22 protein-coding genes are annotated in these 23,579 nt (G+C 63.6%); 7 read left to right on the forward strand and 15 right to left on the reverse strand.

Translation table 11 applies throughout. From position 1 onward, the window contains the following. Nucleotides 1-586 precede the first annotated feature (586 nt). On the reverse strand, nt 587-1,876 hold the full coding sequence (locus ACED67_RS10480) for a HEPN/Toprim-associated domain-containing protein (protein WP_395541549.1): 1,290 nt from the start codon (nt 1,874-1,876) through the stop codon (nt 587-589). 634 nt (nt 1,877-2,510) lie between these two features. Here ACED67_RS10480 and ACED67_RS10485 point away from each other — a divergent pair. After that, nucleotides 2,511-2,834, forward strand: a complete 324-nt coding sequence (locus ACED67_RS10485; RefSeq protein ID WP_395541550.1) for a hypothetical protein — start codon at nt 2,511-2,513, stop codon at nt 2,832-2,834. Nucleotides 2,835-3,504: 670 nt separating this feature from the next. After that, on the forward strand, nt 3,505-4,524 hold the full coding sequence (locus tag ACED67_RS10490; protein WP_395541551.1) for a ribose-phosphate pyrophosphokinase: 1,020 nt from the start codon (nt 3,505-3,507) through the stop codon (nt 4,522-4,524). A gap of 128 nt (nt 4,525-4,652) precedes the next feature. Here ACED67_RS10490 and ACED67_RS10495 read toward each other — a convergent pair whose 3' ends face one another. The 7 genes from ACED67_RS10495 to ACED67_RS10525 form a co-directional block, all read right to left on the reverse strand. Further along, nucleotides 4,653-5,000, reverse strand: a complete 348-nt coding sequence (locus ACED67_RS10495) for an H-type lectin domain-containing protein (protein WP_395541552.1) — start codon at nt 4,998-5,000, stop codon at nt 4,653-4,655. Between the two features lie 117 nt (nt 5,001-5,117). Continuing rightward, a complete protein-coding gene (locus tag ACED67_RS10500; protein ID WP_395541553.1) occupies nt 5,118-5,510 on the reverse strand; it encodes a F0F1 ATP synthase subunit epsilon in 393 nt (130 codons plus the stop codon). Nucleotides 5,511-5,520: 10 nt separating this feature from the next. Continuing rightward, nucleotides 5,521-6,975: a F0F1 ATP synthase subunit beta gene (atpD, locus tag ACED67_RS10505; protein ID WP_395541554.1), complete on the reverse strand. Its 1,455-nt coding sequence runs from the start codon at nt 6,973-6,975 to the stop codon at nt 5,521-5,523. Nucleotides 6,976-6,988: 13 nt separating this feature from the next. Next, nucleotides 6,989-7,363, reverse strand: coding sequence for a DUF6232 family protein (locus ACED67_RS10510; RefSeq protein ID WP_395541555.1), 375 nt, complete (start codon nt 7,361-7,363; stop codon nt 6,989-6,991). Then, nucleotides 7,363-8,223, reverse strand: coding sequence for a F0F1 ATP synthase subunit gamma (locus ACED67_RS10515; protein ID WP_395541556.1), 861 nt, complete (start codon nt 8,221-8,223; stop codon nt 7,363-7,365). Before ACED67_RS10515 ends, ACED67_RS10510 begins: the two co-directional genes overlap by 1 nt. 24 nt (nt 8,224-8,247) lie before the next feature. After that, a complete protein-coding gene (atpA, locus tag ACED67_RS10520) occupies nt 8,248-9,786 on the reverse strand; it encodes a F0F1 ATP synthase subunit alpha (RefSeq protein WP_395541557.1) in 1,539 nt (512 codons plus the stop codon). Next, on the reverse strand, nt 9,786-10,349 hold the full coding sequence (locus tag ACED67_RS10525; protein WP_395541558.1) for a F0F1 ATP synthase subunit delta: 564 nt from the start codon (nt 10,347-10,349) through the stop codon (nt 9,786-9,788). Before ACED67_RS10525 ends, atpA begins: the two co-directional genes overlap by 1 nt. Before the next feature lie 522 nt (nt 10,350-10,871). Between ACED67_RS10525 and ACED67_RS10530 the strand changes: the two genes are divergently transcribed. Beyond that, complete coding sequence (locus ACED67_RS10530) at nt 10,872-11,465, forward strand: L,D-transpeptidase (RefSeq protein WP_395541559.1); 594 nt, start codon at nt 10,872-10,874, stop codon at nt 11,463-11,465. Nucleotides 11,466-11,474: 9 nt separating this feature from the next. On the opposite strand, the gene ACED67_RS10535 is transcribed toward ACED67_RS10530, so the two are convergent. Next, a complete protein-coding gene (locus tag ACED67_RS10535; RefSeq protein WP_395541560.1) occupies nt 11,475-12,236 on the reverse strand; it encodes a class I SAM-dependent methyltransferase in 762 nt (253 codons plus the stop codon). Between the two features lie 63 nt (nt 12,237-12,299). On the opposite strand from ACED67_RS10535, the gene gloB reads away from it, so the two are divergent. The 3 genes from gloB (at nt 12,300) to ACED67_RS10550 (ending at nt 16,025) form a co-directional block, all read left to right on the forward strand. Beyond that, nucleotides 12,300-13,067: a hydroxyacylglutathione hydrolase gene (gene gloB / locus ACED67_RS10540; protein WP_395541865.1), complete on the forward strand. Its 768-nt coding sequence runs from the start codon at nt 12,300-12,302 to the stop codon at nt 13,065-13,067. A gap of 167 nt (nt 13,068-13,234) precedes the next feature. Beyond that, a complete protein-coding gene (gene clpA / locus ACED67_RS10545; RefSeq protein WP_395541561.1) occupies nt 13,235-15,553 on the forward strand; it encodes an ATP-dependent Clp protease ATP-binding subunit ClpA in 2,319 nt (772 codons plus the stop codon). Between the two features lie 154 nt (nt 15,554-15,707). Beyond that, the gene (locus ACED67_RS10550; protein WP_395541562.1) at nt 15,708-16,025 is read left to right on the forward strand and encodes a DMT family transporter; all 318 of its coding nucleotides are present in this window, start codon (nt 15,708-15,710) and stop codon (nt 16,023-16,025) included. Here the strand turns inward: ACED67_RS10550 and ACED67_RS10555 are convergent. From ACED67_RS10555 to ACED67_RS10565, 3 genes are all read right to left on the reverse strand, one after another. Next, nucleotides 16,022-17,698, reverse strand: a complete 1,677-nt coding sequence (locus ACED67_RS10555; protein ID WP_395541563.1) for a peptidoglycan -binding protein — start codon at nt 17,696-17,698, stop codon at nt 16,022-16,024. The genes ACED67_RS10550 and ACED67_RS10555 overlap by 4 nt on opposite strands. Before the next feature lie 3 nt (nt 17,699-17,701). Then, on the reverse strand, nt 17,702-18,889 hold the full coding sequence (locus tag ACED67_RS10560) for a biopolymer transporter ExbB (RefSeq protein ID WP_395541564.1): 1,188 nt from the start codon (nt 18,887-18,889) through the stop codon (nt 17,702-17,704). Nucleotides 18,890-18,962: 73 nt separating this feature from the next. Next, nucleotides 18,963-19,484 carry a gamma-glutamylcyclotransferase gene (locus ACED67_RS10565; RefSeq protein WP_395541867.1) on the reverse strand — a complete coding sequence of 174 codons (522 nt, stop codon included), beginning with the start codon at nt 19,482-19,484 and terminating at the stop codon, nt 18,963-18,965. 90 nt (nt 19,485-19,574) lie between these two features. Between ACED67_RS10565 and ACED67_RS10570 the strand changes: the two genes are divergently transcribed. Continuing rightward, on the forward strand, nt 19,575-20,597 hold the full coding sequence (locus ACED67_RS10570; RefSeq protein ID WP_395541565.1) for a DUF2125 domain-containing protein: 1,023 nt from the start codon (nt 19,575-19,577) through the stop codon (nt 20,595-20,597). Between the two features lie 27 nt (nt 20,598-20,624). Here the strand turns inward: ACED67_RS10570 and ACED67_RS10575 are convergent, their stop codons facing one another. From ACED67_RS10575 to hisC, 3 genes are read right to left on the reverse strand one after another with little or no spacing between them, the layout of a single operon-like run. Continuing rightward, on the reverse strand, nt 20,625-21,500 hold the full coding sequence (locus ACED67_RS10575; RefSeq protein ID WP_395541566.1) for an extensin-like domain-containing protein: 876 nt from the start codon (nt 21,498-21,500) through the stop codon (nt 20,625-20,627). A 4-nt stretch (nt 21,501-21,504) separates the two neighbouring features. Further along, the gene (locus ACED67_RS10580; protein WP_395541567.1) at nt 21,505-22,428 is read right to left on the reverse strand and encodes a prephenate/arogenate dehydrogenase family protein; all 924 of its coding nucleotides are present in this window, start codon (nt 22,426-22,428) and stop codon (nt 21,505-21,507) included. After that, on the reverse strand, nt 22,425-23,549 hold the full coding sequence (hisC, locus tag ACED67_RS10585) for a histidinol-phosphate transaminase (RefSeq protein WP_395541568.1): 1,125 nt from the start codon (nt 23,547-23,549) through the stop codon (nt 22,425-22,427). The genes ACED67_RS10580 and hisC overlap by 4 nt, the downstream gene beginning before the upstream one ends. Nucleotides 23,550-23,579 lie beyond the last annotated feature (30 nt).

A 23,579-nucleotide genomic window follows, 5' to 3' on the forward strand; every position in this document is an offset into this window, starting at 1 on the left:
CCCATTCCAGAATTTGAATCTGGCCTCCATTTTTTTCCAGATTTTTCCAAATAGAGCTGCATAGGCGGATAGCCGCTCGTGCCAATTTATAGGTAATTCAACCGAACGGGGTTAAAATTCCCAACTCAGGCGGTCGATTGGACGAGGGTTTCTCCTCTACTCTCGCCCCAGTTTCTCAAACCCCCGGCCCTGATATTCCCGACTGACACCGAGCCACCCCGGCCCGTTAGGAAAACCTTCTTGAGGCGAGGGTAAGTGGCATCCAGACAGACTGCGGCTACCGCGTCGAGCCCAAGGCAAGAATCCTCGCCCACTCCCCATAACCGATTGGGCTGACGAGAATGTATGCATGTCACTGGACACAAAGATCGGACTTGTGGAGTGGTGAGCCGGCGTTCCTCACCTAACAGAAGGCTCCACCCCGGATGACGAGGGTCAACGGTGGAGACCTAGCTGCCGTTTGTTGCGGTAGCGACGAAATTCTGCCTTGGGGGATTTTACTAAGGCCGACTTGAGTTCAGAGAACTTCAGGCGGACATTCACCCGAAGATATTGCTCGGGTATGATGTATGAGGCTTTGCTGATATCAGACTGTGAATGAGACGTTCCCGGCTTCCTCGATGAGCGTGTCGAGCAGTATACTAAGCTTTGCCGAATCATACGGCCCGTCGCGGAGCGCCTCATCGCTCTGGCTGAAGAAGTGGTGCTGATAGGATTCCTTAAACTCCAAGGCACCGTGCCATGCGTCGATGTCTTTCTTGTAGTTGCTCCAAAGAACTTGTGCAGCTCCAACGTTCGGAAGGTCGAGATCAAGATAACACTCAATTGCCGCGGCGCGTCCGTTGATGTCAGCCTTGCTTACTCCCTCAGGACCTCGCGCGGCAAAGCTGCGAAACACTTCGAGGTTCGGCAGCAGCATCGAGCGAATGTTTGCCGGAAGGCTTAACTTGCCCAGTTTCCGAAAGGCGTCCATTCCTTCCGCGTCGTTGTCGAACACGAAGAGAACCTTGTTCTGAATGTCGATACGCAAGAGCCCTTCGGCGAACTTTACGAGGTTGCTCGCTCCCCAGAAATGATGCCGCTCGTCTAAGTCAACATAGTTGAAGAAATCAGCGACGTCGGGCCGCAGGATTTCGAGGGCCCGCTTGATAACACGCGAGTCCGACGCCCCTTCAGTCGCGACTAACACCTTCTGCACACGTCGCGCGCCCGGCCTGAAGTCATCAATGCTGGCCCAACCGTTACGAGCAAGAGGACCGAACTCCCAAACCACTTCGGCGTCGAGGTTTGCAGGATTGAGCGCGAAAACCCGCAGCATCGATTCCGCACTCAAGATGCAGAGGTTTGACGAAAGATAACTCTTTTCCGAGTAATACTGATCATTGAATCGATTGCCCGGTATCCGAGCAAATTCTTCAGCATCTGCAGCGAAGCGACCCTGCGCTACCTTTCCCCGATCCAGTGTTTGGTACTCGACGTAATCGTCCTTCAACTCATTGAGCGGATAGCGGCAGGCGAGCGCGCAGAACTCTTCGAATGTAAGGAATGAGGTCAATTCAGATGGATCGCCAGACAGCGCCATTTGTGCCTCTTCCGCGAGAACTGCTTCATACTCCATTCGTGCGGAAGCCAACGAGTGGTTCAAGAGTTCTAGGCGAGGAACCATCCTTCCAAGCGTCCTTGCGAACACCATTTCCGAAACCTCAAGATCCGCGATCTCTTCGGGATTACTGGCATAGTAGTCGTAATTGATCTCCTCCATTCTGCGGCGGGTAAGATCGCCGTCCTGAAACAGGTGCCCGAAATCTATGCCCATATGATTCTTAGAGTAAGACAGCGAGATTCCGCAAATCCTTAGATTGATTTCTGTGCCCATGTGAACCTTGCTTGCTCTACACTCGTGCTGTTGCGGCTAACGAGCATCTTGACCGCCTCAACGTTGCGCGCGACCAGCCATTCGTCAATGTCCGCTTTCAGGCCCAATACTCCATTGGAAACGTCAGACTTGACGGAAGGGGTGGTGGAACCATCATCAACGCCCCCGGACGATCCACATCAGCACGCGCGCCGCGGACAGCTTCCGCCGGTCACGCAAGTAAGTCGCGTCGGACACGGCGAGGGCCGGACAGGCCGCAGTAAAGCAGAATGAATGATGCTATGAAGGGAACGGGACACCGCCACCCACTCGGAGAATACGAAGCCGAGCTTGAAGCGAAAGTGGAGCTTCTCCGCGCGTACTTCGCGGCAGGGATTCCTGTGATCGTGTCTGCGGACGGGCTGACCTTCCGACCGGAGCGCAGGCTGCCTGCTAACGCAGGCCAAGGCCAGTAGTCCGCCCCGGTCTGCTACTCTTCGGCCATGCAGAAAAATACTCTCTGTAAGGTCTTGAAAAAGGCCCTCGGAATACCCATCTAAGCGAGTCCCGATGGATGCCACCAAGACGGCTGCCTTTGGGGCGTCTCGGAATTACCCGGGGCGTCACTGCGTATCATAACAAGGAAGGAATTTGAATGAGCGGAGTTTATGAACAGGCGGAACGCGAGAGAGAACAGAAAGACCTCGCCGACCATCTAAAAACATTAATCGACACTGAGACAGTGAAAGACCAGCCCGAACTCGGAATAACCAAGCAGGTCATCGACAAAGGTCGGGATAGTCTGAGCGACAAGCAGGAGTGGGTATTCAAGACGAAGGTCTATGACCCGTACTGCGACCAAAAATGCGAACTCTGTGGGGAGAGAATACCCGTGTCCGAAGCGTGGGACTTCGAAGCTGGGGACCTGCAACACACGTGTAGCAGTTGCCGACACGATCTAGAGAACTTCCCTGACTAGGTGAAACGAGGGGTGGCGAGAGCCACCTCTCTTCCGCTTTCTCCGGCCTGCGTCAGCAGGCGATTCGGGTCGCACTCTGTACCCATGTCCGTACCCATCGCCTGTACCCATGTCTTCTGCGATAGCGAAGTTATCCCTTCAATATCAATGCTATACAGATGTTCCCGGAAAAATCGGTGAAATTTCAATCCTCTCTTGCAGCACCATTTTTCTCCTTTGTTTCAGCCGCATGCGATCAACCTATCTACGGGCTTCTTCGCGCTACAAGCGGTTCTTGACGCTGGATGGCGCCGTTTCTGGCTAGAAATCGGCAAAACCGCTCGGCGGAACCGCTCACCACGCGCGCAACATGAACGGCAAGGCCGTCAGCCAGCGAAAGCTGTGCTTGTCCTGAGCGTCGAGTGGCGAGGAACGGGCCTTGTCTCACGTTCTTGGCGTTGGGGCAGGAGGATGGCCACTGTCCTTTTGCCGTCTCCAAGAGGGAACGTCCCTTGCTGGCGCGGATCACGCTGTCCGCTTGGCCGCCGACAGCGCCCGCATAGCGCCGCCACAGGCCTCCGGGGGCAGTTTGGCTGAAACAGGGCCTTGCCCCGGTACCGCTTCCCCTTTGCCTTCCTGCGCGCGGGTGCTATGCCCCGCCGCAACCGAATCCGCTGCCATCGGAGCCCCCATGCCCGCCATCACCGAGCCAAAGCTGATTTCCGGCAATGCGAACCTGCCTCTGGCAAAGTCGATCGCCCGCCGGATGTCGATGCATCGCGGCATGTCGATCAGCCTGGTCGATGCACGGGTCGAGCGCTTCAACGATCAAGAGATCTTCGTTGAGGTGTTCGAGAACGTCCGCGGCGAGGACATGTATATCATCCAGCCGACCTCGAATCCGGCCAATGACAACCTGATGGAACTTCTGATCATGGTCGATGCGCTGCGCCGTTCCTCGGCCAGCCGGATCACCGCCGTGATCCCCTATTTCGGCTATGCCCGCCAGGATCGCCGCGCCAAGGCGCGCACGCCGATCTCGGCCAAGCTGGTGGCGAACCTGATCTCCGAGGCCGGTGTGGACCGTGTGCTGACGCTGGACCTGCACGCCGCGCAGATCCAGGGCTTCTTCGACATGCCGGTCGACAACCTTTATGCCGCGCCGGTGTTCAGCCTGGACATTCGCCACCATTTCAAGGGCCGGCTGGACGAGCTGATGATCGTGTCGCCGGATGTGGGCGGCGTTGCCCGTGCGCGGGAACTGGCCAAGCGGATCAATGCCCCGCTGTCCATCGTCGACAAGCGCCGCGAGAAGGCCGGCGAAGTGGCCGAGATGACCGTCATCGGCAATGTGACGGGCAAGACCTGCATCATCGTCGATGACATCTGCGACACGGCGGGGACGCTGTGCAAGGCGGCCGAGGTGCTGATGGAGCAGGGTGCCAAGGAAGTGCATTCCTATATCACCCATGGTGTGCTGTCGGGCCCGGCGGTCGAACGGGTCACGAATTCGGTGATGAAATCGCTGGTGATCACCGATTCCATCCAGCAAAGCGACAAGGTTCTGGCTGCGCCGAATATTCGCGTGGTGCCGACCGCGCCGATGTTCGCCCAGGCGATCCTGAACATCTGGGGCGGCATGTCCGTCTCGTCGCTGTTCGAGGACGAGACCCTGATGCCGATCTATGAAGGCATGTATTCCGGGGTGTGACCGGGCCAGGGCGGGCTTGCGGTGCGATGTCCCACGGCGGGACATCCCCAAGAACAAGCATAATCAATCACTTAACTCTGATCCATTAACCCTTTGGTAAGGGTTGCGCATGCCAATCGCCTGTCGTGTCAGGCGACATCCCAATCGTCGTCATCGCGGACCGGACCGATCGCGGTCCAGTCGGCGCGGACGCGGGCGATGCGGCTGTCGCCCCAGGTCCGAAAAACGATGTGAAAGCCCTTGGTGGTAACATTCTCGGCCTGAAGATCGACGCGGGAATTGGTCTTGTGGTCAATGTCCCACATCGACAGGCCCAAAGTCACAACCGGCAGATCGGTGAAAGCCTCGCGAAAGCTGACCAGAAAGCGGCTTTCCCGCTCTCCCTGCCCGGTCCACATCTGCCCGCCATCGGCGAAATCGGAAAACAGCACGCGGGAGCCCTGCTGGACACCGATGGATGATCCGAACCGCCGCATGTTTCGATAACTCCGCTTTTCCGCGCTAGTATCGCGCGAAAAAGACAACTCTGGGACGAGAAAATGCAAAGGCCCCGCCGGTTGGCAGGGCCTTCGCGAAAGCGTTTCCCGGGCGGATCAGACCGCGACAGCGGCCTTCATCGCCAGAAGGTCGGCCATGGCCTTGTCGGCGGCGTCCTTGTCCAGCGCCACCGCCGTTGCCTCGGAGGCATCGGCGATCAACTGGTCTAGAAGCGCCGGGGTCAGTTCCTCGACCGGCACCGCACGTTCGGCCAGGACCGAGACGCTGGAGGCGCTGATCTCGGCGAAACCGCCGGTAACGACATAGGCCTTGGCGCCATCTGCCGACAGAACCCTGAGCACGCCAGGACGCAGGGTGGTGATGGTAGGCGCATGCCCCTCCATCGCCGTCATGTCGCCCGCGGCCCCGGGGATCTGCACCTCGGTCGCCTGGGCGGAGGCCAGCCTCCGCTCGGGGCTGACCAGATCGAATTGCAGATTTCCTGCCATTTAAGCCCCCTTACGCCGCAGCCGCGGCGAGCTTGGCAGCCTTGGCTTTCACTTCTTCGATGTCGCCGACCATGTAGAAGGCAGCTTCCGGCAGGTGGTCATATTCACCGGCAACTACGGCCTTGAACGAGGCGATGGTCTTTTCCAGCGGAACCTGCACACCGTCCGAGCCGGTGAAGACCTTGGCCACGTCGAAAGGCTGCGACAGGAAACGCTGGATCTTCCGGGCGCGGGCCACGGTCAGCTTGTCCTCTTCCGACAGTTCGTCCATGCCAAGGATGGCGATGATGTCCTGCAGCGACTTGTAGCGCTGAAGAATGCCCTGCACCGAACGGGCGACCGAGTAATGCTCTTCGCCGACGATCTGCGGGTCCATCAGACGCGAGGTCGAGTCGAGCGGGTCAACCGCCGGATAGATGCCCAGCTCCGAGATGGCGCGCGACAGGGTGGTCGTGGCGTCGAGGTGAGCGAAGGAGGTGGCAGGCGCCGGGTCGGTCAGGTCGTCGGCCGGAACGTAGATGGCCTGGACCGAGGTGATCGAGCCCTTCTTGGTCGAGGTGATGCGTTCCTGCAGCGCGCCCATATCGGTCGCCAGCGTCGGTTGGTAGCCCACGGCCGAAGGAATACGGCCCAGAAGCGCCGACACTTCCGAACCCGCCTGGGTGAAGCGGAAGATGTTGTCGACGAAGAACAGAACGTCGGTCCCCGACATGTCGCGGAACTGCTCGGCCAGGGTCAGGCCGGTCAGCGCCACGCGGGCACGCGCCCCCGGAGGCTCGTTCATCTGGCCATAGACAAGGGCCACTTTCGACGCCGACAGGTCATCAACCTTGATAACGCCCGACTCGATCATCTCGTGATAGAGGTCGTTGCCTTCCCGCGTCCGCTCGCCCACGCCGGCGAAGACCGAATAGCCCGAGTGCACCTTGGCGATGTTGTTGATCAGTTCCATGATCAGAACCGTCTTGCCCACGCCGGCGCCGCCGAACAGGCCGATCTTGCCGCCCTTGGAATAGGGAGCCAGCAGGTCGATGACCTTGATGCCGGTGATCAGGATCTGCGATTCCGTGGCCTGCTCGCTGAATTCCGGGGCGGGCTGGTGGATGGCGCGGGTTTCCTTGGCATCGACCGGGCCTTTTTCGTCCACCGGCTCGCCGATGACGTTCAGGATGCGGCCCAGCGTCGCGTCGCCCACCGGAACCGAGATCGGCGCGCCAAGATCGGTGCAGGCGGTGCCGCGGACAAGACCTTCGGTCGCATCCATGGCGATGCAGCGGACGGTGTTCTCGCCCAGGTGCTGCGCCACTTCCATGACCAGGCGCTTGCCGTTGTTGGTGGTTTCCAGCGCGTTCAGAATCGCCGGCAGCGCGCCGTCGAACTGCACGTCGACGACGGCGCCGATGACTTGGGTGATCTTGCCCGCGCCGGCGGCGGCAGCGGCGGAAGCTTTCGGGGCTCTTGCCATGGTTAGGTCCTTTTCATCCGCGCTGCGAGATCGCCGTCTCGAGCGCCTGTTTCACTACATCCGCGAGCCTGGCATCGCGTGTCTCGAAGAAGGTCGTCCTGGTGCCGGACGAGGTCGCAATGTCCACCTTGTAGGTCTTCCACTTCGCGCCGAAGCGAAAGCAAAGCGCCGTCGCCGCAGCCAGTGCGACGAAGGCGATAAATCCCGCCCCACCCGCGAGCGATCCAAGCGTCCCAACCGCCAGCGCGATGCCCAACAAGGTCAGAAGGTGGAAGCTGACAGAGCTGCTCACCTGGCTAATGTTGGATACCGGAAAGCTTCCCGCCGCGCTTTTCGCAAGCGTGGCGGTGATCGAAACGCCGGAGCTCTGGAACGGCAGCGACGTCATTACAGCGCCTCGGCGCCAGAAATGATTTCGATGAGCTCCTTGGTGATCGAAGCCTGACGCGACCGGTTGTACTGGATCGTCAGCTTGTTGATCATCTCGCCGGCGTTGCGGGTCGCGTTGTCCATGGCGGACATGCGCGAGCCTTGTTCCGAAGCGCCGTTTTCAAGGAGGGCCGTGAAGATCTGCGTGGCCACGCCCCGCGGCAGGAGATCGGCGAGGATCGCCTCTTCCGAGGGTTCGTAGTCGTAAAGCGCGTTGGTCTCGGCCGCGTCGAACTTGGCCGGGATGATCTGCTGCGCGGTCGGGATCTGGCTGATCACCGACTGGAAGCGGTTGTAGAAGATCGTGACCACATCGGCTTCACCGGCTTCGAAAGCCGCCATCACCTCACGCGCGATGCCTTGCGCGTTGGAATAGCCCACGCGCTTGACCTCGCTCAGGTCTACATGGCCGATGAAGTGCTGCGACCAGTCGCGCTTGAGCTGCTCGCGGCCCTTCTTGCCGACGGTCAGGATCTTGACCGTCTTGCCCTGGGCGATCAGCTCGGTTGCCTTCGCACGGGCAAGCCGCACGATGGTCGAGTTGAAGCCGCCGCAGAGGCCGCGTTCCGAGGTCATCACCACCAGAAGATGGATCTGGTCACGGCCATTGCCGGCCAGAAGGCGCGGTGCGCCTTCTCCCTGACCCGCCGCAAGCGAGGCGATCACCGCCCCCATGCGCTCGGCATAGGGACGGGCGGCCTCGGCGGCATCCTGGGCGCGACGCAGCTTCGCCGCCGCCACCATCTGCATGGCCTTGGTGATCTTCCGCGTGTTCTTGACGCTTCCGATCCGGTTTTTCAGGTCCTTAAGGCTGGGCATGTGCCTTCTCCTTCAGGGCCGGGGTCAAGCGAAGTCTTTGGCGAATTCGGCGATCGCGTCCTTCAGCTTCTGCTCGTCCGCGCCCTTGATCTTGGGGTCGGCGGTGGCGATCCAGTCGAGGATATCCTTGCGCTTGCCGCGCAGGAAGGCCAAGAGGCCCGACTCGAACCGGCCGACATCCTTGACCGCCACCTTGTCGAGGAAGCCCGCAGTGCCCGCATAGATGACGCAGACGATTTCCGCGTTGGTCAGGGGCGAGTATTGCGATTGCTTCATCAGCTCGGTCAGGCGCGCGCCGCGGGCCAGCAGCTGCTGGGTCGAGGCGTCGAGGTCCGAGCCGAACTGGGCGAAGGCCGCCATTTCGCGATACTGGGCGAGCGACAGTTTCACCGGGCCAGCGACGGTCTTCATCGCGTTGGTCTGGGCCGAGGAGCCGACGCGCGACACCGAGAGACCGGTGTTCACCGCCGGGCGGATGCCCTGGTAGAACAGTTCGCTTTCCAGGAAGATCTGGCCATCGGTGATCGAGATCACGTTGGTCGGGATATAGGCCGAGATGTCGCCGGCCTGGGTTTCGATGACCGGCAGCGCGGTCAGCGATCCCGAACCGTAATCGGCATTCAGCTTGGCCGAACGCTCGAGCAGGCGCGAGTGCAGGTAGAACACGTCGCCCGGATAGGCTTCACGTCCCGGCGGGCGGCGCAGCAGAAGCGACATCTGGCGATAGGCGACGGCCTGCTTGGACAGGTCATCATAGATCATCAGGGCGTGGCGGCCGTTGTCGCGGAAGAATTCGCCGATCGCCGTGCCCGAGAAGGGCGCCAGGAACTGCATGGGTGCCGGGTCCGAGGCGGTGGCGGCGACGACGACCGTGTAGGCCATGGCGCCGGTTTCCTCGAGCTTCTTCACCAGCTGGGCGACGGTCGAGCGCTTCTGGCCGATGGCGACATAGACGCAGTAAAGCTTCTTCGATTCGTCCGAACCAGCGGCGTCGTTATAGGCCTTCTGGTTCAGGATGGTGTCGAGCGCCACCGCGGTCTTGCCGGTCTGACGGTCGCCGATGATCAGCTCGCGCTGACCGCGGCCGATCGGGATCATCGCGTCGACGGCCTTGAGGCCGGTGGCCATGGGCTCGTGCACCGACTGGCGCGGGATGATGCCCGGAGCCTTGACGTCGGCAATGCGACGCTCGGACGCGACGATCGGGCCCTTGCCGTCGATCGGGTTGCCAAGCGCGTCGACCACGCGGCCCAGAAGGCCGTTGCCGGCGGGCACGTCCACGATGGACTTGGTGCGCTTGACGGTGTCGCCTTCCTTGATGTCCTTGTCGGAGCCGAAGATCACGACGCCGACGTTGTCGACTTCGAGGTTCAGCACCATGCCGCGGATGCCGCCGGGGAATTCGACCATCTCGCCGGCCTGGACATTGTCCAGCCCATGCACACGGGCGATACCGTCGCCGACCGACAGCACGCGGCCAACTTCGGCCACTTCGGCTTCCTGGCCGAAGTTCTTGATCTGCTCTTTCAGGATCGCAGAGATCTCAGCAGCCTGGATTCCCATCACCCAACCTCTTTCATAGCATTCTGCAGGGAAGCGAGCTTCGCCTTGACCGAGGTGTCGATCATGGTCGAGCCCAGCTTGACGACAAGTCCGCCGATGAGGCTTTCATCAACGGTGGTGTTCAGCTTGACGGTCTTGCCGCCGACGCTGGCCTTCAGCGTCTCGGCCAGTTTCTTGGCCTGGGCGGCGGTCAGCTTGGTGGCCGAAGCCACTTCGGCGGTCACTTCGCCCTTTTCTTCGCCGATCAGGGCGGTCAGCGCACGCAGCAGTTGCGGCAGCACGAAGAGGCGGCGCTTTTCGGCCATCAGCGCCAGCGTATCGGCGACAAGCGGCGACAGGCCGATCTTGGCGCCGATGGCGGCCATGGCGGCCCCCTGCTCGCTGCGCGAGACGACCGGCGAGGCGATCATCGCGCCCAGTTCGGGCGAAACGGCAAGCGCATCCGCAAGGGCGGTGGTGTCGGCTTCAAGGGCCGGCAGGCTGCCCGCCTCCTTGGCCAGTTCGAAAAGTGCTGTCGCATAGCGTGCGGCAATGCCCTGAGAGATCGAAGCTGGTTCGGCCACGGCCTTCCTTCCCCTTTTTTCGGGCTTCACCCCACCCTGCCCCGGCGCGCGCACCCGCGCGACCGCGACATCTGGAAGCCCCTTGTTCACCCGATTTCGCGGGCGTCCTTAGCAGAGGCTTCCGCCCCTAGCAACGGGGTTGGTCGCGCTTTCGTGAGGCCGCGATACAGGTTTTCAAGCCTGTCAGCGCCAACAGCGCGGCCCTGCGACGCTTTGGCACCGGGCCAAGACCGGCCATTCGTGGAAATTCGCCCGGTCTCACGAAGATTCGGCAGCGCAGCATTCCGGCCGACGCTGACCGGCAGGCCAAGGCGTGGCCTTTCAGAACGGCGGTTCACAGCCGGGTCACGATGGCGTCAGACCTGCTGCGGCAGGGCCACCTGCGGTTGACATTGGCCATGCGCGAAGATTCATATGAAAAACAGAATATATCGTCGCGAGACCTGCGGCCCCGGCCCCTCCTTGCCCCGTCTTCCCCCTGCCCCGCCGCCTTCGGCGTGCGGGCCCCAGAAAGGCTTTGCCATGTCAGATCATCCCGCCTCACATCGTCTTTCGCGCCGGAGCGCAGTCATCGTCGGGCTTGGTGCTGCCGCTGGCAGCCTGATCGGCGTGAAGGCGCAGGCGCAGGACGCCCCGGCCCTGGCTGCGCCGATCATCCGCAACAACGCGTCCAGCTTCCGAATGCAGCAATGGCAAGATCATTTCGAGACGCTGGGCAAGGCCACGATCGTGGCGGACACGGTCTCGCGCGCGCTGCATTACTGGAGCGGCGATGGCAGCGACTATCGGATCTTCCCGACCTCGGTGCCGATCTCGGACGAGTTGACCAAGCGCGGCTATACCGAGATCGTGCGCAAGAAAGAGGGGCCAAGCTGGACGCCGACCGCAAGCCAGAGAGAGCGCTATCCCGATTGGAAGCCCGTCCCGCCCGGACCGGAGAACCCGCTTGGCACCCATGCCATGTATCTGTCCTGGCCCGCCTATATTATCCACGGCACCCATGACACGCGGAAGATCGGCCGCAAATCCTCGGACGGCTGCATCGGGCTGTATAACGAGATGATCGCCGAGCTGTTCCCGCTGTGCCCGGTCGGCACCCAGGTACGGGTTCTCTAGCGGCCCGCCCTAGCTGCGCCCCAGCGCAGGCTTTGGCGCGGGGCCGACGCCCCGCACCCCCTCCAGCACCTTGAGCGGGGTCTTCACCACCGCGCCCAGGCCACCCCGGGTGGGGGCATAGACCTGCTTGGTAGCCTCGACCATCAGCACACCGCCCGAGAGCCAGGGCAGGCGCTGGCCCAGCTTTTCCCAGAAATCTGCCGTGCGCAGCCAGAAGGGCGCGCGGCTTGGGGGGGCGTGCAGGACGGTGAGGCTGCGTTCGGGGGTGAAGCCGTGGCGGCGGAGCTGCGCCTCGAGCTGCGAGCCGGAATAGGGCCGGCCAAAGCCGAAGGGCGTGATATCGCGCCGCGACCAAAGGCCGGCGCGGTTCGGCACCACGAACAGCGCCCGGCCGCCGGGGCCGAGAACGCGCTGCGCCTCTTCCAGCACGCCGGAGGGATGTTCGCTGGTCTCAAGCCCGTGCATCAGGACGAGCCGGTCGACAAGCCCCGTCGGAAGCGGCCAGGCGGTCTCTTCGCACAGGGCGCTGACATTGGGCATCCCGACCGGCCATGGCATCACGCCCTGCGGCCCGGGCATCAGCCCGACGACCCGCCGGGCCTGGGCCAAATAGGGCCGCAAGAGCGGTACGGCAAAGCCGAAACCCGCGACCGTCCAGCCCGGCGCGGGCGTCCAGAGGCGCAGCATCTGATCGCGGATCGCACGCTGCGCCACGCGCCCCAGCGCGGTGCGATAGTAGAAATCGCGCAGATCCTGCACATCAAGGTGCATTGCGGCCGTCCCCTTTCTCGGGCGATGCTTGCCGCCATCTTAGACGCGGAATGAGGAATGACCATGGCTCTTGAACTGGTGACGGTGCCTTGCCTGAAAGACAATTTCGCCTTTCTCCTGCGCGATGCCGGTTCGGGCGAAGTGGCGCTGGTCGATGCACCCGAAGCGGCGCCGATCCTTGCCGCGCTGAAAGCGCGCGCCTGGCCGCTGACCCGCATCCTGATCACCCATCACCATGACGACCATATCCAGGGCGTCGAAGAGATCCGCGCCGCGACCGGGGCTGAAGTGCTGGGCGCCGCCGCCGATGCCCATCGCCTGCCCCGGCTGGACCGGGCGCTGCGCGAGGGCGATGCCGTGGCCGGGGGGGCCGAGCAAGGCGTGGTGATCGACGTGCCGGGCCACACGCGCGGCCATATCGCCTTTCACTTTCCGCAAAGCCGGATGGCCTTTACCGCCGACAGCCTGATGGCGGCGGGCTGCGGCAGGCTGTTCGAGGGCACGGCGCAGGAAATGTGGGACAGCCTGTCGAAATTCGGCGCGATGCCGGGCGAGACGCTGATCTGCTCGGGCCATGATTATCTGGATGGCAACCTGCGTTTCGCCCACTCTCTTGAACCCGACAATACAGCGCTTATCTTGCGCATCGAACGTCTGGGAGCGCTGCGCCGCGAAGGCCGCCTTCCCATGCCTTCGACCCTTGCCGAAGAACGGGAGACGAACCCCTTTCTCCGCGCGGGCTTGCCGCAAATGAAGGCGGCTCTGGGCATGGAACATGCGCCGGACGCAGCCGTTTTTGCCGAAATCCGCCAGAGGAAAGACCGGTTCTGAAGCGTCTGCATCACATTTGACGTGATGCATGACCGCTTTTGCGGCAGGGGCGCAGTTTGGACTTGCAGTGCGCTGCGGAACACCGAACTTTAACAGTATGAGGCCACGGTTGGTTTGGGCCCTGTCGATGGCCTGACCTGACCCCCGAGGAACAGGAGCACGCTAAAGTGCCGTCATTTTCGTCCACGCTTGAACAGGCCATCCACGGTGCTCTGGCGCTTGCCAATGCCCGCCGCCATGAACTCGCCACGCTGGAACATCTTCTTCTGGCCCTGATTGACGAACCCGAAGCCGCCCGCGTGATGAAGGCCTGCTCGGTTGATCTGGACGAGTTGAAGAAGACTCTGACCGATTTCATCGATGATGACCTGTCCACCCTGGTGACCAGTGTCGAAGGCTCGGAAGCTGTGCCGACCGCCGCCTTCCAGCGCGTGATCCAGCGCGCAGCGATCCATGTGCAATCCTCGGGTCGGACCGAAGTGACGGGCGCGAATGTGCTGGTCGCGATCTTCGCCGAGCGCGAGTCGAATGCCGCTTATTTCCTGCAAGAGCAGGATATGACGCGCTATGACGCGGTGAATTTCATCGCCCATGGCGTGGCCAAGAACCCCTCTTTCGGCGAAAGCCGCCCTGTGCAGGGCGCGGACGAACCGCAGGAAACCCCGAAGGCCGAAGCGGGCGAGGCCAAGGAATCGGCCCTGTCGAAATATTGCGTCGACCTGAACGTCAAGGCCCGCAAGGGCGAGGTCGACCCGCTGATCGGCCGTGAGGCCGAGGTGGAGCGCGCGATCCAGGTCCTGTGCCGCCGCCGCAAGAACAACCCGCTTCTGGTGGGCGATCCCGGCGTGGGCAAGACCGCCATTGCCGAAGGCCTGGCCTGGAAGATCATCAAGAAGGAAGTGCCCGAGGTTCTGTCGGGGGCCACGATCTTTTCGCTCGACATGGGCGCTCTCTTGGCCGGCACCCGCTATCGCGGCGATTTCGAGGAACGGCTGAAGGCCGTGGTCAAAGAGATGGAGGATCATCCCGACGCGATCCTGTTCATCGACGAGATCCATACCGTCATCGGCGCAGGCGCCACTTCGGGCGGCGCGATGGATGCCTCGAACCTCCTGAAGCCCGCGCTTCAGGGCGGCAAGCTGCGCTGCATGGGCTCGACCACCTACAAGGAGTTCCGTCAGCACTTCGAAAAGGACCGCGCGCTCTCGCGCCGGTTCCAGAAGATCGACGTGAACGAACCTTCGGTGCCGGATGCGATCAAGATTCTGATGGGTCTGAAGCCGCATTTCGAAAGCCATCACGACCTGCGCTATACCGCCGACGCGATCAAATCGGCGGTGGAACTGGCCAGCCGCTACATCAATGACCGCAAGTTGCCGGATTCGGCTATCGACGTGATCGATGAGGCCGGGGCGGCGCAGCATCTGGTCAGTGACTCGAAGCGCAAGAAGGTGATCGGCACCAAGGAGATCGAGGCCGTGGTGGCCAAGATCGCCCGCATCCCGCCGAAGAACGTCTCGAAAGACGATGCCGAAGTGCTGCGCGATCTGGAAAAGACGCTGAAGCGGCTGGTCTTCGGCCAGGACAAGGCGATCGAGGCGCTGTCTTCGTCGATCAAACTGGCCCGGGCCGGGTTGCGCGAGCCGGAAAAGCCGATCGGCAACTACCTGTTCACCGGCCCGACCGGCGTGGGCAAGACCGAGGTGGCGAAGCAGCTGGCCAATACGCTGGGTGTGGAGCTGCTGCGCTTCGACATGTCGGAATACATGGAGAAGCATGCGGTTTCGCGCCTGATCGGCGCGCCTCCGGGCTATGTCGGTTTTGACCAGGGCGGGATGCTGACCGATGGCGTCGACCAGCATCCGCATTGCGTGCTGCTTCTGGACGAAATCGAGAAGGCGCACCCGGATGTGTTCAACATCCTGCTGCAGGTGATGGATCACGGCAAGCTGACCGACCATAACGGAAGGGCGGTGGATTTCCGCAATGTGATCCTGATCATGACCTCGAATGCCGGGGCGGCCGATATGCAGCGCGCCGCCATCGGCTTCGGTCGCGAAAAGCGTGAGGGCGAGGATACGGCGGCGGTGGAGCGCACCTTCACGCCGGAATTCCGCAACCGCCTGGATGCGGTGATCAGCTTCGCGCCCCTGGGCCGCGAGATCATTCTGCAGGTGGTCGAGAAGTTCGTGTTGCAGCTTGAGGCTCAGCTGATCGACCGCGGCGTGCATATCGAGCTGACGCCCGAAGCCGCCGATTGGCTGGGCGAGAAGGGCTATGATGACAAGATGGGCGCGCGCCCCTTGGGCCGGGTGATCCAGGAGCACATCAAGAAGCCCCTGGCCGAAGAATTGCTGTTCGGTCGGCTGACCAAGGGTGGTGTCGTCCGCGTGGCGGTCAAGGACGGCGCCATCGAGTTGCAGGTGCAAGAGCCGCAGAAGCCGCGTCTGACTGGGCAGAAGCCACCGCTGCTGACCGCCGAGTAGGTCAGAAACCCCCGCTTCGGCGGGGGTTTTTCTTTGCCATCCGGTCGCTTGCCTGCTTGCCCCCGGCCCCTTCCGCCCCTAGCCTGACCCGGCGGGACGACCCGCCTTGTTCGAGCAATCCGGGACGGCCCGGCCTTTAAAATGGGGTTGGGTCATGCCTTGGATTTATCTGGTTCTTGCTGGTCTGCTGGAGGTCGTCTGGGCCTTCGCGATGAAGAAATCGCAGGGTTTCACCGTGCTCTGGCCCAGTGTCGTGACTCTGGTCGCCATGGCCGCGAGCTTTGGCCTTCTGGCGCTTGCCATGCGCAGCCTGCCGCTGGGCACAGCCTATACGATCTGGACCGGCATCGGCGCGCTGGGGGCTTTCGTTTTGGGCATCGTGCTTCTGGGCGAAGCCGCAAGCGCGGGCCGTCTGGTCGCGGGCGGGCTGATCCTGTCGGGGCTGGTGCTGATGAAACTGTCGACGCCCTAGCGTTCGGTCAGTTTCAGCTCGATCCGGCGGTTCTGGGCGCGGGCCTCTTCGCTGTCGCCCTGCGCTACGGGCCGGTATTCGCCAAAGCCGGTGGCGGCCAGCCGGTCTGGCGGGAAGCCCAGGTCGTTCTGCATATAGCGCACCACGGCAAGGGCACGGGCCTGTGAGAGTTCCCAATTGTCGCGGAACTCTCCGAAACCCGAGAGCGGCACATTATCCGTATGCCCGTCGACCCGGATGATCCAGTCGATGCCGGGCGGGATTTCAGCGCGGATCTCGTTCAGGATCTGGACCACGCTGGCAATCTGCGCCCGGCCCTCCGGCGCAAGGTCGGCTGAGCCGGGGTTGAACAGAACCTCGCTGGAAAAGACGAAACGGTCGCCCACCACGCGCACGCCCTCGCGCCCGGCGAGAAGGCTGGAAAGCTGGCCGAAAAATTCCGAACGGAACTTGGCAAGATCGGCATTCTCGGCCTCGAGTCTTTTGCGCTCGGCCTCTTCCAGTTCGGCCCGCGCCTTCTGTTCCGCCGCCACCTGCGCAAGCGCCGCGTTCAGATCGCGGCCAAGCGATTCCATCTGCACCTCGGCGGCCTCGCGCTTGGCCTGGGCATCGTCCAGCACGCCGTGGAGAGCGCCAAGCTGGTTGCGCAGGGCGGCGATCTGCTGGTTCAGAAGCTCGACATCCCGGGCGGCCGCCAGCGCCTTTTCCTGCTCGGCGCTGAGCTGTCGTTCCGCTTCTGCCAACGCGGCCTCGCGTTCGGAGGCGGTCTTTTTCCCGCTGGCTTCCGCCGTCCGCGCCGCCGCGAGAAGGGTCAGGGTCTCTTCGGCCTTCTTGCGCTGTTCTTCCAGTGCAAGCGTCATCGCCGTCAACTCGGTCTGCGCACCTTCCAGCCGTTTGCGCAACGCCTCTAGCGCCGCCGCATCAGCGAGTTTCTGTTTCTCGGCGTCGCTCAGATCTTTATGCGCCGCATCCAGAGCCGCCTTGTCGCTTGCCCCCGTGCTGCGCAGATCCTTGACCAGCGCCTCAAGCGCATCGGCCCGCGCGGCGGCAAGGCGGGCCTCTTCGGTCTGGGCATCGGTCTCGTCGCGCAGCTTGGCCAGGGCCAGTTGCAGCGCCTCCTGCTCGGTGATCAGCCTGGCCTTGGCCGCTTCAAGATCCGCCACCGAAGCGGCCAGGGCTGTGGCCTTTTCCGTCTGGGCATCGCGGTCGGCGGTGACAGTGGCAAGATCAGTCGCGAGTTTGTCGCGATCGGCGACCAGCGCCGCAACCTGCGCCTCGAAACTGGTGATCTGGGTCTTGGCGGCGGTTAGATCGGCCTCGCGCGCAGCAAGATCATTCTGCAACCCGGCGATCACGCCTTCCTGCGCCTTGCCACTTGCCAGCGCGCTGGCAAGCGAGGCCTCCAACTCGCCCACCTGCCCCTCCAGCCCCTCGGTCTTGCGCCGCTCCAGGCCCAGCGCTTGCGACAGCGCCGCGACCTGTTCGTTCAGCACCGAAAGCTCGGTCGTCTTGGCATCCAGCTCGTTCGACTGGGTGGTGATCTGGTCACGCAGCACCGATTGCATGACGGTGAAGATGGTCAGCACGAACATCAGCACCATCAGGAGCGTGGTCACCGCGTCGACGAAGCCCGGCCAGATCATGTGGGAATCGCGGCGGCGGGACAGGCCCATGGTCTAGCCCCGTCCCACGGTCGAGCGGGACAGCTGGCGGATCGCGGCGGTCAGCGCCGCGATATCGGTGCGCAGATCGGCCACGGATTCCTGACGGCCGGCGCTGATCTCCTCAAGAATCCGCAGCAATTGTACGTCGATCGAGCGCAGGCGCATACGGCTCTCGGCATCGACGCTGCCTGCCTCCTCGCGGCCCTCAAGTGCTGCGGTCAGCGCGGCGGTCTGCGCCACCTGCCCTTCAGCGATGCGGGACAGCAGGGCCGTGCCCCCCGCCTCTTCCCCCAGCCGTTCCGCCAACCGATCCACCGCCTGGGTCAGATCGTTCATCCGGTCTTCCATGACCGAACGCGCGACATCGGCCTGCGTGTACAGCGTCTGAAGGCTTTCCATCTGGCCGGCCATATGGTCCAGCACCTGCACGATGGCCGACTCTTCGGCGCTGCCGCCTTCGCCCTCGCTCAACCCGATCCGGGTGATCGAAGAGAGCCATTCCTCAAGCTCACGGTAGAAACGGTTCTGGCCATGGCCTGCGAAAAGCTCCAGCAGGCCCACGACCAGCGAACCGGCCAGACCGAGAAGCGAAGAGGAGAAGGCCGTGCCCATGCCGCCAAGCTGGCTTTCAAGCCCGCCCATCAGCTTGCCGAAGACATCAAGCCCGCTTTCCCCCGGTTGCGGGGCCAGACCGCGGATGGTCTGCACCACGGCGGGAACGGTGGTCGCCAGCCCCCAGAACGTGCCCAGAAGCCCCAGGAAAACCAGCAGGTTGATCAGATAGCGGGTGATGTCGCGCGCCTCATCCACCCGCTGCGCGACGGAATCGAGAATAGAGCGGCCCGAGGAGGCGGAAATCGTCATCGCCCGCCCGCTGCGCCCGCGCAAAAGCGCCGCCAGAGGCGCCAGAAGACGCGGCGCGCTGGCTTGGTCGGCCTGCGGGTCATGGCGCAAGAAAGCTTCGATCCAGCTTACCGATTGCGCCAGGATCAGAACCTGCCAGAAACAGGTCAACACCCCCAGAAGGAAGACGAAGCCGATCAGACCGTTCAGCAGCGGATTGGACAGCACGATATCGCGAACCTGGCCATGGATCGCCCAGGCCCCTGCCGCGACAAGGACGCAGACCACCAACATAGTGGTGATGGCGCGGATCGGCTGGCTGAAGGTCGTGCCCGTCGCCTGATCGGGTCGTTGCATGAAACCGGCCTGCCCCTGTTCGCTCGTGCAGCGACCTTAGCAGCTTGGCCGCGCCGTCAAAAGCAATTTGGCGTCAGGCCGAAAGGCTGCGCACCCGTGTTGCCAACCATTCCAGCTCTTCATCGGCAATGCCCAGTTCGGCCAGATGCGCGGCCGTGGACCACAGATAATCGCGGTTCGCCCCACGCCCGCCCATCGCCCGGGCGATGATCTGCGCCTGTTCCTCGAGTGCCAGTCCGCCGCAATATTGCGCATGATGCGGGTCGATCACGAAACCCAGCGCGGTCAGCGGCCCCTTGTCGGTGGAAAGATCCAGGGCGACCTCAAGATAGGCCGATGAGACCAGTTCACGTTCGCGCAGCGTGGCCAGGGTTTCGGCCTCGGCCCCCGGTGCCACCCTGAAAGCGACGCCATCGCAATGCGCCTCGGGCGCGGCATCCAGTGCCAGAACCAGCCCAGGCGCGGCGACCGAGCCGCGATGGTGGATCGAGCGCATACAGAAACTGCGCCGCCAGCCGGGCGCGCGGGCGATGCGCTGTTCCGCCACGGGAAATTCGGGATTCCAGATCAGCGATCCATAGCCGAAAACCCACATTTCCGTATCGGTCACTGGCCCCTTCTCCTTCGCCGCTGTAACGTCCGGCCCTGTAAACACCCGATTTGCGGGCGGGAAAAGGGGGCGCGGATGCGCTGGCTTCTGGGCATCGTCATCGTCGCCACCGTTCTGTGGTTCGGCTACTGGTTTGCCGCGACCACGGCGATCCGCAATGGCGTTGACGGCTTTCTGGCAGACCAACGGGCAAGCGGCACGCTGATCGAGACGAGGGATGTTTCGGTTCAGGGCTTCCCCTACCGGTTCGATCTGACGCTGGATGGTTTGAAGCTGAAAGACCCGGTCTCGGGTGCGGGCTATGAGGGTGAGAAGCTTCAGGTCTCGGCAATGGCCTGGAAACCGTGGCACATCCTCGCCGCCCTGCCGCCCGATCAGGTCCTGACCGTGGCGGGTCAGGAAATCGAACTGACCGGGACCGAGCTGATGGCCAGCCTGCGGGCGCGCCCGGCGCTGGATCTGCCGCTGGAAGAACTGCGGCTGGGCGGACAGGCGATCGGGCTGTCCTCAAGCGCGGGCTGGCAAAGCGGGGCAAGCAATCTTCTGCTGGCGCTGCGGCAGGCCGAGACCGGGCCTGCGGATTACGCGCTGGCGCTGTCGGCCGGGGGCGTCAAGATCGACCCGGCCTTCGGCGCGCGGCTGGCGGCGGTGGCCCTGCCCAACCAGCCCCCACCCGGAATGCCCGACGAGGCCGGGCCGCTGCGCGCCAATATCCTTTTGCATTTCACCGCGCCGCTTGACCGCAACTATGCAGCGGTGCAGCCGCGTTTCACCGGGCTGGACATTGGCGAGCTGCATCTGGAATGGGGCGCGCTGGTGATCGAGGCAACGGGCAAGCTGGCGGCAGATGCCGAAGGCTATGCGGCGGGCGAGGTCAAGCTGACCGTCACGAACTGGGACAGGCTGCCGCCCGTGCTGGTGGCGCTGGGGCTGGTGAAGCCCGAAGTCGCGCCGACGATCGGCAATATGATGAAGGCGCTGGCCGGGCAGACGGGCGATCCGGAGCTCTTGCAACTGCCCCTGAAACTTGCCGATGGCCAGATGAGCCTTGGCCCCTTCCCGCTGGGTCCGGCACCCTTGCTGATGCCGCGCAGCTGAGCCCCGGTCTTCGACAAGAACCCGCACCTAGCGGCAATAGGGTCCGGTCCGGTAGGGCGCGGTGTCAAGATGCAGGTGATCCTCGTGATAACCGTCCGAGCCGGGGCCGAGCGTGGTGCCGAAGATGCCGCAGGCGCCCCTGTGCACCCCGCGCAGCGCCTTGTAATTCTGCGCCACGCTCAACACCTTGCCATTGGCAAGAACCACTGCCGCGATGTCGATGGCCTTGCCGCGGCCATGCTCGCTGACCTTGGCCCCCTTCACATTGTTGCGCGACCGGCAAATGTAATGCGCCGCCACCTTCAACTCGACCACCTGGTTGCGGAAGGCGGGCTGGACCACTTGATCGACCCAGGTGTTCAGGGCCTTGGCCGTGGCGCAATCGATCGTCGCACCCTGGGACAAGGCCACACCGGATATGCTGGTGACCCTGACCCCATCCGTCAGGCCGCAGCCCTTCACCTTTGACCGGATCGGCGCGATCTTCTCGCCCTTGATCGCGTTCACGCCGCAGACCGAGCCCTTGCGTGATCCGGCTTCCCGGGCCTTCTTCTTCGACTTCGGTGCGGGTTCGGCAAGGGCAAGCTCTGTCTCATCCGGCCTTGGCTCGGGGCGCGTGGCAAGCAGGTCCGGCCCCACGGCCTTGGCTTCACTGGCCTCGCGCACGGCCGCGACCTTGCCGCTGATCGCGGCGGGGCGGGGCTGTGGGCGCAGCGATGACAGAAGGGCCACGCCGGTGGCGGCAGGCGAAACGCCGGGTGTCGCCGCGGCCAGGGCCGGGGCCGCAGCCGGCGCGGGAACCAGCAAGGCCGGATTGGCGGGCGGCACGGGCGAGCGGTCGATCTCCTGCGCGGCCAGCGGGGCGGCGGCCAGCGCCAGAAGCAGGATCAGGCCGCGCCGCATCGCCCTAGTCGCCGGCGGGTTTGGCACCGCGGCCAAAGTCGGGGGCAGCCGTATCCTGCCCGGCCTCGATGATGCCACGGCGGATGGCGCGGGTGCGGGTGAAATAGGCGTGCAGCGCGTCGCCATCGCCCATGCGGATCTGGCGTTGCAGCATGAAGAGTTCCTCGGTGAAGCGGCCAAGGATATCCAGCACCGCCTCCTTGTTGGTGAGGAAGACGTCGCGCCACATGGTGGGATCGCTGGCGGCGATGCGGGTGAAGTCGCGGAAACCGGCGGCGGAATATTTGATGATCTCGGATTGCGAGACGCGGCGCATGTGATCGGCCACGCCGACCATAGTATAGGCGATCAGGTGGGGCGCGTGGCTGACCACGGCAACGACCAGATCGTGATGCGCTACGTCCATGGCATCGACCTGCGCGCCCATGGCTTTCAGCAGGCCCTCAAGCCGAGCCAGCGCGGCGGGCTCGGTGCCGTCCAGCGGAGTCAGGAGCCACCAACGATTCTGGAACAGCGTGGCAAAGCCCGAGCGCGGGCCGGAATATTCCGTGCCCGCCATCGGATGGCCGGGGATGAAATGCACATCTGCGGGAATATGTGGCCCAACGGCCTGCACCACCGCCCCCTTGACGGAGCCGACATCGGTGACCGTGCAGCCGGGTTTCAGATGCGGCGCGATCTCGGCTGCAATCGCCGCCATCGCGCCCACCGGCACGGCAAGAACCACAAGATCGGCGCCCTGCACTGCCTCGGCTGCCGTCTCGCAGACTCGGTCGCAGAACAGATCGCGGGCGATGGCGCGGGTCTCGGCCGATTTGGCATGGCCCACGATCTCATCGCACAGACCGCCCGCCCGCATGGCATGGGCCATGGACGAGGCGATCAGCCCCAGCCCGATCAGGGCCACGCGGGGATAGGGCGCGCTCACTCGGCCACGTCTTCTGGCGCGCGGGCGACAGGAGCGGCGCCCGCCGCCTTGAACTGTGCCACGGCATGGGCGATCCGGCGGCAAGAGGCCTCGTCCCCGATGGTGATGCGCAGACAATGCGGCAGGCCGTAGCCCGCGACCCGGCGCACGATCAGGCCCTGGCTTTGAAGATGGGCGTCGCAGGCCTCGGCTTCGGCCGGATTGGCGAAGCGGGCGAGGATGAAATTGGCCGAGGACACATCGGATGGCACGCCATGTTCGGCCAGCGCATTGGCCAGCCAGCCGCGCATCCGGGCGTTTTCGGACCGGCACTTGACCACCCAGTCCTGATCCAGGACCGCCGCTTCCGCCGCATCAAGCTGCGCGGTCGACAGGTTGAAGGGTTGGCGGATGCGGTTCAGCACGTCGATGATGTGTTTCGGCCCATAGCCCCAGCCTATCCGCAAACCGCCCAGGCCATAGATCTTCGAGAAGGTGCGCGTCATCACCACATTCTGCCGCGCCTCGACCAGCGCCAGCCCGGCATCGAAGCCCTCGACATATTCGGCATAGGCCCCGTCCAGCACCAGGATGGCCTGACGCGGCAGGCTTTCGGCCAGGCGCTGCACTTCGGCCGGAGAAATCATCGTGCCGGTCGGGTTGTTCGGATTGGCAAGGAAGACCAGCTTGGTGCGGGTGTTGCAGGCGGCAAGGATCGCATCCACGTCGATCACCCGCTCGCGTTCGGCCACCTGCACCGGCGTCGCGCCGACGGCGTGGGCCAGAAGGCGGTACATCAGGAACCCGTGCTCGGTGAAAACCACCTCGTCGCGCGGCCCGGCATAGGCCTGGGCCAGCCATTCCAGCACTTCGTCGCTGCCCACGCCGCAGATGACGCGGGCGGCATCCATGCCATGCACCTCGGCAATCGCGCCGCGCAGCGCGGCATGGTCGGTCGAGGGGTAGCGGTGCAGGCTGTGGACCGCGCGTTGATAGGCTTCCTTCACCCGGTCGGAGCAACCAAAGGGATTCTCGTTCGACGACAGCTTGACCACGTTCGACACGCCGGCAACCGTCGCCTTGCCGCCCTCATAGAGGGCGATCTCAAGGATACCGGGCTGTGGGCGGATCGCGTCGGACATTTTAGCCTCCTGGAGTCGCCATGGGTATTA

Source organism: Neotabrizicola paludis (assembly GCF_044142105.1).
In the GTDB taxonomy this organism is placed as follows: Bacteria; Pseudomonadota; Alphaproteobacteria; order Rhodobacterales; family Rhodobacteraceae; genus Pseudogemmobacter.